This is a genomic window from Pseudomonas sp. BAV 4579 (assembly GCF_009765395.1).
Lineage (GTDB): Bacteria > Pseudomonadota > Gammaproteobacteria > Pseudomonadales > Pseudomonadaceae > Chryseomonas > Chryseomonas aestiva.
This window is the reverse complement of record NZ_WHOV01000063.1, coordinates 68,409-75,387: the sequence shown is the minus strand read 5'-3', so window position 1 is coordinate 75,387 and position 6,979 is coordinate 68,409. Positions and strand designations below refer to the sequence as shown.

The following is a 6,979-nucleotide window of genomic DNA, read 5'->3' as shown; positions in this document are numbered from 1 at the left end:
GGCTGGCGGGGTTGCGGCGGGCACTCGGCGCGGTGCAAGCGCATTGCACCGACGCCGGCCTGCGCCAGCAGCGGCTGGACGTCATCCAGGCCCGGAGCCGCGAGGTGGCCGAGCGAGAACGGGATCTGCGTAGCGCCCAGGCCAAGGGCGACGCCGACAAGATCCAGGTGCGCACCCGAAAGCTGGCCGAGGCGCGCCGTGAATTGGAAGAGGCCCGCGCCAGGGCGGACCGCTGAGCGCTCTCAGCGCGTTTCCTTTTTATAGATGCTCGGCTTCCAGTAGTCCTTGAGCAGCAGGTGCAGGGGGCCGCGCCAGCCGCGCTTGCGCAACTGCCAGGCGATCAGCACGTTCATGATGCCGTGCCCCAGCAGCAGTACCGAACCGTGGCGTTCGGCCAGTTCGATGAGGTGATCGGCCGCCTGGCCGGCGCGTACCGAGGAACTGCCGATGGACTCGGTATGGGCGGCGAAACCCAGGAACCAGGCGGATCTGAACAGCAGGCGCCAGGCCTTGACCGGCAGTCGCGGCGTATCCAGCTCCAGATAGGGCAGGTGGGCTTCGGCATAGCGGTCATCCACCGGGCTGCCGGGGCGCCCCATCAGGTACTCGAGCGAGCGCACGCAGCGACTCAGGGGACTGCTCACCACATAACCCGCCTCTTGCGCCAGCCGCCGCGTCTCCGCGGGCTCCTGGCCTGCGGGCACCGGCGCCTTCTGATAGCGCGCGACCCAGTCCTTCATCTCCCTTGGAGTGCAGCGGGCCTTGCTGGATAGATCGGGCTTTCCGTGACGGACCAGAATGATCTGCATGAAAGGTAACCTGGGAAAGATTGCTCACTAGACCGCTGCCGGTGCCGTTCGTCTCGCGGGGTCGTGATGGCATGAGTAGTAGCCAGGTGCCATTCGTACTACTTTGCGTGCCGCTTGGCTTGTTTATCTGGTAGAAGGTGACTGGGTTCACGAGTCTGGAGCCCTGACCGCTGCGCAGCAGGCCGCTTCAAGGTTCCATCCGAGGTCCTGCCGGCAATCCGTCGCCCCCACGGCGGCCACGCCCTTCCATCCAGGGACCAGGAAAGCATGAAGACAACACTGTTCGCATTGGCGCTGCTCGGGCTGCAATTGCTGGGATCTGCGCAGGTCACGGCTGCGGAAGAGGCGCATGTGGCGCTGATCAAGAGCGTCTCGGGCAGCGTCAAGGTAGTGCGCCAGAATGCCACCCTGGACGCTCAGGCCGGCACCACCCTGGAGGTGGCCGATCGCCTGCAGGCCGGTCCGGATGCCACCGCCGCCATCGTCTTTCTCGACGGTACCCTGCTCACCCTGGGCAGTGACGCCGATGTGCAATTGCGTGACTATCTGTTCGAGCCCAAGCGCAGTCGCTATGGCTTCTCGCTGTACCTGACCAAGGGCTCCGCCATCTATTCGTCCGGCAAGATCGGCAAGGTCGCCCCCGACACGGTCAAGATCGAAACGCCGACCGCTACCATCGGCGTGCGCGGCACCCGTTTCCTGGTCCAGGCCCTATGAACGCGATGGTCGCTGTCGCGTCCCCTGGGCGTCTGCTGCTGAGCGTGCTGTTGTCCGCGCTGCTGCTGGGCGGCTGTGCCAGCCCGCCGCCGCCGCAGACGCGGGTCATCCTCATGCCCGATGAAGACGGCCATGTCGGCGCCGTTTCGGTGACCAGCCCGGCCGGTCGCCAGGCCATCGACCAGGGCTTCGGCGAGGTCACGGTGGGCGCACCCGGGCAGGCGCCGACCGCCGTGCAGGCGGTGGCCCAACCCCTTTTCGAGCAGCAGCATCGACAGGTGCTGGCGGCTCAGCCGTCGCCGCCGAAGACCTACATCCTCAACTTCCTCTCCGACAGCATGGAGCTCACGCCGCGGTCCAAAGCGCTCCTCCCTGAGGTGCTGGAAACGGCGCGGCAGCGCATCCCCACGGAGATTTCGGTGTTCGGCCATGCGGATGGCTCGGGAGCGCCTTCCTACAACCTCGACCTCTCGGGGCAGCGTGCCCGCAAGGTGGCCGGTCTGCTGCAGCGGCTCGATCCCAAGTTGCGCATCAATGTCGAATTCTTCGGCGATACCGTGCCCCTGGTACCGACCCGTCCCGGCAAATCCGAGCCGCGCAACCGGCGTGTCGAAGTCCTGATTCTCTAGGTTCGCGGGCATGAACTCCGTTGCGACCCTGCTGCGCCGGCGCGCGCCCTGGATGTTCCTGGTCAGCCTGGGGCTGTCGCTGGCCTTCGGTCTCGCTGCCCTGGCGCAGTTGCCGCCGCTGCAGTACCTCGATCGCCTGGCCTACGACCAGCTCAGTCGCCTGGCGGCCAGCACCGAGGATGCCACGGATGTCCAGGTGGTCAGCATCGACGAGGCGAGTCTGGCGGCGCTCGGGCAGTGGCCCTGGCCCCGCTATCGGGTCGCTCAGCTGCTCTCGCGGATCGCCGAGGCCCAGCCGGCGGCGATCGCCGTGGATGTCCTGTTCAGCGAGCCGGACCGGACCTCGCTCAAGGCCTTGCAGCAGAGTTTCCGCAACGACTTCGGTGTGGACCTGAGCTTTTCCGGGGTGCCTGCGGAATTGCAGGACAATGATGGCTATCTCGGTTACGTCATGGGGCAGACGGGGGCCGTCGGCGCCCGTTTCTTCTTTCTCGATCTGCAGCAACCCGTCTCCGGCGGACTGCGGCCAGGGGTCGGCTTCACCGGCGCCCTCGACGCCCTGCAGCTGCCCGCAGCCAGCGGCGCGCTGGACAACGTGGCCTCCATCGCCAGCCAGACGCGCTTCAGTGGCTTCATCAACAGCCAGCGTGACAGCGATGGCATCCTGCGGCGCGTCCCCCTGCTGCTCAGCCACCAGGGTATCGTTCATCCGAGTCTGGCGCTGGCCGCCACCCTGCGCGCCCTGGGGCTGAACGAGGCGGTGGTGGAGAGCGGCCTTGCCGGGCCGACGCTGCGACTCGGCGATCACCGGCTGCCACTCGATCGCGAAGGCCAGGCGCTGCTGCGGCTGCACAGCGAGGCCGAGCACTATCCGGAGGTCTCGGCAGTGGCGGTGCTCAGCGGCGCGGTGGCGCCGGCCACCCTCAAGGGCAAGGTCGTCTTCGTCGGCGTCTCGGCCGCAGGCTTCAACGACCTGCACACGACGGCGCTGGGCCAGATCTTTTCCGGCGTCAGGCTGCAGGCCGCCCTGACCCAGGACCTGCTGGACGATGCCCTGGTAAGGATTCCCCAGTTCGCCGGCGTGCTGCAACTGGTGCTATGCCTGACCGGCGGCCTGCTGCTCGCCGTTGGCTTTCTCTTCAATCGCAGTCAGCGTCGCTTCGCCCTGCTGGCGGCCGCCTTGATCGTCCTGCCGCAACTGCTGGGCGCCTGGCTATTCGTTCGCCATGACGTCTTCCTTCCGCTGGCCGCGCCCCTGCTGCTGGTGGCGATGCTCTCGGCGCTGGCGCTGATCACCCGGATCATCCTGGCGCGCCAGCACGAAGAGCGCTGGCGCCGGCAGCTGGAACGCTCGCGGCAGGTCACCATCGAGTCCATGGCGGCGGTCGCCGAAACCCGCGATCCCGAGACCGGTGCCCATATCAAGCGCACCCAGTACTACGTTCGCGCCATCGCCGAGCAGTTGCGGCTGTCCGGCCACGCGCCGGAGCAACTCACGCCCGATTACATCAAGCTGCTGTTCCTGTCCGCGCCCCTGCACGACATCGGCAAGGTCGGCGTGCCGGATGCCATCCTGCTCAAGCCCGGCCGGCTGACCCCGGAGGAGATGCAGGTGATGCAGCGGCATGCCGAATTCGGTCGGCAGATCATCCTCAGCACGGCCAGCCATCTGGAGGATGACAACTTTCTCGCCCTGGCCGCCGAGATCGCCAGCACCCACCATGAGAAGTGGGATGGCAGCGGCTATCCCAACGGACTGTCCGGTACCGATATCCCGCTGGCGGGGCGGATCATGGCGGTGGCCGATATCTACGACGCCCTGATCAGCCGGCGCTGCTACAAGGAGCCGTTCAGCCATGCGGATTCGCTGCAGATGATGCGCGAGATGCGCGGCAGCACCTTTGATCCTGTGGTGCTCGACGCCTTCCTGGCCATCGAGCCGCAGATCTGCGCCATCGCCCAGCGCTTTCACGACGAGGGGGCGGGTGGCTCCAGGCGGCTGGTCTGAACCGGCCCGCCGCCGCCTGCAGCTTTCCCTAGCCCTCCATTTCCAATTCCGCCTTCACCACAGCGACAGACCACCGCTCGCTCAACAGCTTTGCCCACTGCCGCGCAAGGTAGGCAGGGCAGTCCCTGTTTCCTTGAAACATTTCCTCGAAAATAGTCGGGACAGGGCGATGGAAGGCTGACACCGGCAGAGGCGCGTCCTTGAGCGCTTCCTGAGCGGAATCGGCTGATTTGCGTTCGCTTATGATATTAATTTGCATTTACAGATGCATCCAGGTTGCATAGCCTGCGTTCCGCCGCGCAAGACGGCAACGGATACCGGTCCCTGGATAGCCTCCAGCGAGTCCTTACGTGGGGTACGGACGGGTCGGTGTTTCCCTAGAGGACGACCAACAACATGCAGCTCTTCTCCCTTCGTCTCATCGCGCTTTCCGTCTCCCTGGGCGTGGCGACCCTCGCCCAGGCCGCTCCCGTGGCGCTGTCGCAACCGGCGCAGCCGCTGGCCGATGCCTTGCAGAGCTTCGCGCGCGCGAGTGGCTTCCAGGTGAACTACGATCCTGCTGCCCTGGTAGGCAAGCGAGCGCCGGCACTGGCGGGGCGGATGGAGCCGGATGTCGCCCTGCAGCGCCTGCTGGCGGGCAGTGGCCTGGCGGCCTCGGTCAGCGGCTCGATCGCGACCGTCGCCCCGGTGGCCACCCAGGCGGCGGCCGGCAGCGTGGCGCTGGAGGCCACCACCATCAGCGCGGACGATGGCTCCCTGACGGGCCGGACGACCACCGAAGGGACACGCTCCTACACCACCGGCGCCATGAGCACCTCCACCGGCCTGCCCCTGTCGATCCGGGAGACGCCGCAGTCGGTGAGCGTCATCACCCGGCAGCGCATGGAAGACCAGGGCATGACCGATCTCAACGATGTGGTCAGATACGCACCGGGCGTAACGCTGCGCAAATTCGGCGGCGACCGCCAGGAATTCCTCTCCCGCGGCTTCCGCATCGACAACGTCATGTACGACGGCCTGCCCACCACGGCCGGGACCTTCACCCTCGACAGTCTGTCCTCGGCCGATCTGTCCATCTACGACCGTGTCGAGGTGGTTCGCGGTGCCACCGGCCTGATGACCGGCGCCGGCGATCCTTCGGCCACCCTGAATCTGGTGCGCAAGCGCCCGACCGCCTTCCCCCAGGTCAGCGTCACCACCAGCGCCGGCAGCTGGGACCGCTACCGTACCGAGGTCGACGCCTCCAACAAGCTCAACGAAGCCGGCACCCTGCGCGGTCGCGCCGTGGCCGCCTACGAGGACGGCCACAGTTTCCAGGACGTGCGCGAGCGCAAGCGCCAGACCTTCTATGGCGTCCTCGAAGCGGATCTCAGCGACGCCACCACCTGGACCATCGGCGCGTCCAAGCAGCGCGAGGACAAGACCTCCGACTGGGGCAGCCTGCCCAGCGGTCCCAATGGGGAAAACCTGCACCTGTCACGCTCCACCTTCCTGAGCGGCGACTGGGCCTACTGGGATCAGGACAACTACACCCTGTTCTCCGACATCACCCACACCTTCGACAACGGCTGGAAGGCCAAGCTGGCGGCGCAGCAGGTCTGGGCCAATTCCGATACCTACTCCAACTACCTGACGTCCACGGCCGCGGACTTCAGCTACAGTTCGGTCAGTGACTTTGGTACCGCCTCCGGCGCCTATCGCACCGATTCCGATCAGCTCAACCTTGATGCTTCGGTGAGCGGGCCCTTCCAGTTGCTGGGTCGCGAGCACGAACTGATGGCCGGGATCAGTCGGCGGCAGGACAAGTTCTATCAGCGTGGCGGCTACTCGGGTGCCACTCCGGTGGACATCTACAACTTCCGCCCCAGCAGCATCCCCAAGCCGGCCAAGGACAGCCTGACACCCTATGCCAGCAAGAACACCACCACCGAAGAGGCGGTGTATGCGGCAGCGCGCTTCAATCCGGTGGACCCGCTGCACGTCATCGTCGGGGGACGAGTCAGCTGGTATGACTTCGACAACCTTTACAGCGACAACGACTACAAGGCCACCCGCGAAGTCACGCCCTATGCCGGCATCATCTATGACCTGAACGACATCTACTCGGTCTATGCCAGCTATACCGAGATCTTCAAGCCGCAAAGCGAGCAGAACTCCGGAGGTTCGGTCCTCGAGCCCATGACTGGCAGAAGCTACGAGATCGGTCTCAAGGGGGCCTATTTCGATGGCGCGCTGAATGCCTCCGTGGCGCTGTTCGACACCATCCAGGAGAATCGTGCCTACCTGCCAGCCAACCAGGCCACCTTCTGCCCTGGCTACCCCGCGCAGAGCTGTTACAGCGCTGCGGGCGAGGTCCGCAGTCGCGGGATCGACGCGGAAATCTCCGGCCAACTGACGCCAAACTGGCAGGCGTCTGCGGCCTATACCCTGGTCCTCAGCCAATACACCAAGGATGTCACCTACGAGGATCGCCGCTTCGCGCCCGAGCAGCCCAAGCACCTGTTCAAGGCCGCCACCAGCTACCAACTCACGGGTAGCCTGAGCAACTGGCGTATCGGTGCCGATCTGCAGGCTCAGAGCGAGACCTTCGAGCGCGTCGGCACCGGCGAAGCCAAGCAGGACAGCTATGCCCTGGTGGGTCTGATGGCCGGCTACCGCTTCAACGAGCACTGGGATGGCCGGGTCAACTTCAACAACATCTTCGACGAGAAATACTGGCAGGGCATCCCGACGGGTACCGGAAGTGGCACCTACGGCGATCCCCGCAACGTCATGCTCAGCCTGAAGTGGACGCTGTAACCGGCGCGTGACTCGCA

The 6,979-nt window shown here is 65.8% G+C and carries 7 protein-coding genes; 5 read left to right on the top strand and 2 right to left on the bottom strand.

Annotated elements, in window-relative coordinates; genetic code table 11:
- Positions 1-236, top strand: a 236-nt coding sequence (locus GSQ95_RS14050; protein ID WP_158973830.1) for a DUF1090 family protein, incomplete at its 5' end; no start/stop codon positions are given.
- Between the two features lie 6 nt (positions 237-242).
- Here GSQ95_RS14050 and GSQ95_RS14045 read toward each other — a convergent pair.
- The gene (locus GSQ95_RS14045) at positions 243-809 is read right to left on the bottom strand and encodes a histidine phosphatase family protein (protein WP_158895507.1); all 567 of its coding nucleotides are present in this window, start codon (positions 807-809) and stop codon (positions 243-245) included.
- 267 nt (positions 810-1,076) lie between these two features.
- Between GSQ95_RS14045 and GSQ95_RS14040 the strand changes: the two genes are divergently transcribed.
- The 3 genes from GSQ95_RS14040 to GSQ95_RS14030 are packed head-to-tail and all read left to right on the top strand — an operon-like array spanning position 1,077 to position 4,163.
- Positions 1,077-1,526, top strand: a complete 450-nt coding sequence (locus tag GSQ95_RS14040) for a FecR domain-containing protein (protein ID WP_158895505.1) — start codon at positions 1,077-1,079, stop codon at positions 1,524-1,526.
- Positions 1,523-2,155 carry an OmpA family protein gene (locus GSQ95_RS14035; protein WP_158895503.1) on the top strand — a complete coding sequence of 211 codons (633 nt, stop codon included), beginning with the start codon at positions 1,523-1,525 and terminating at the stop codon, positions 2,153-2,155. Before GSQ95_RS14040 ends, GSQ95_RS14035 begins: the two co-directional genes overlap by 4 nt.
- 10 nt (positions 2,156-2,165) lie before the next feature.
- Positions 2,166-4,163: a CHASE2 domain-containing protein gene (locus tag GSQ95_RS14030; protein WP_158895501.1), complete on the top strand. Its 1,998-nt coding sequence runs from the start codon at positions 2,166-2,168 to the stop codon at positions 4,161-4,163.
- Between the two features lie 28 nt (positions 4,164-4,191).
- Here the strand turns inward: GSQ95_RS14030 and GSQ95_RS14025 are convergent, their stop codons facing one another.
- Positions 4,192-4,422 carry a hypothetical protein gene (locus GSQ95_RS14025; protein WP_158895499.1) on the bottom strand — a complete coding sequence of 77 codons (231 nt, stop codon included), beginning with the start codon at positions 4,420-4,422 and terminating at the stop codon, positions 4,192-4,194.
- A 137-nt stretch (positions 4,423-4,559) separates the two neighbouring features.
- On the opposite strand from GSQ95_RS14025, the gene GSQ95_RS14020 reads away from it, so the two are divergent.
- Entirely contained in the window at positions 4,560-6,962 is a 2,403-nt protein-coding gene (locus GSQ95_RS14020; RefSeq protein WP_158895497.1) for a TonB-dependent siderophore receptor, read from the top strand.
- Positions 6,963-6,979: the final 17 nt, after the last annotated feature.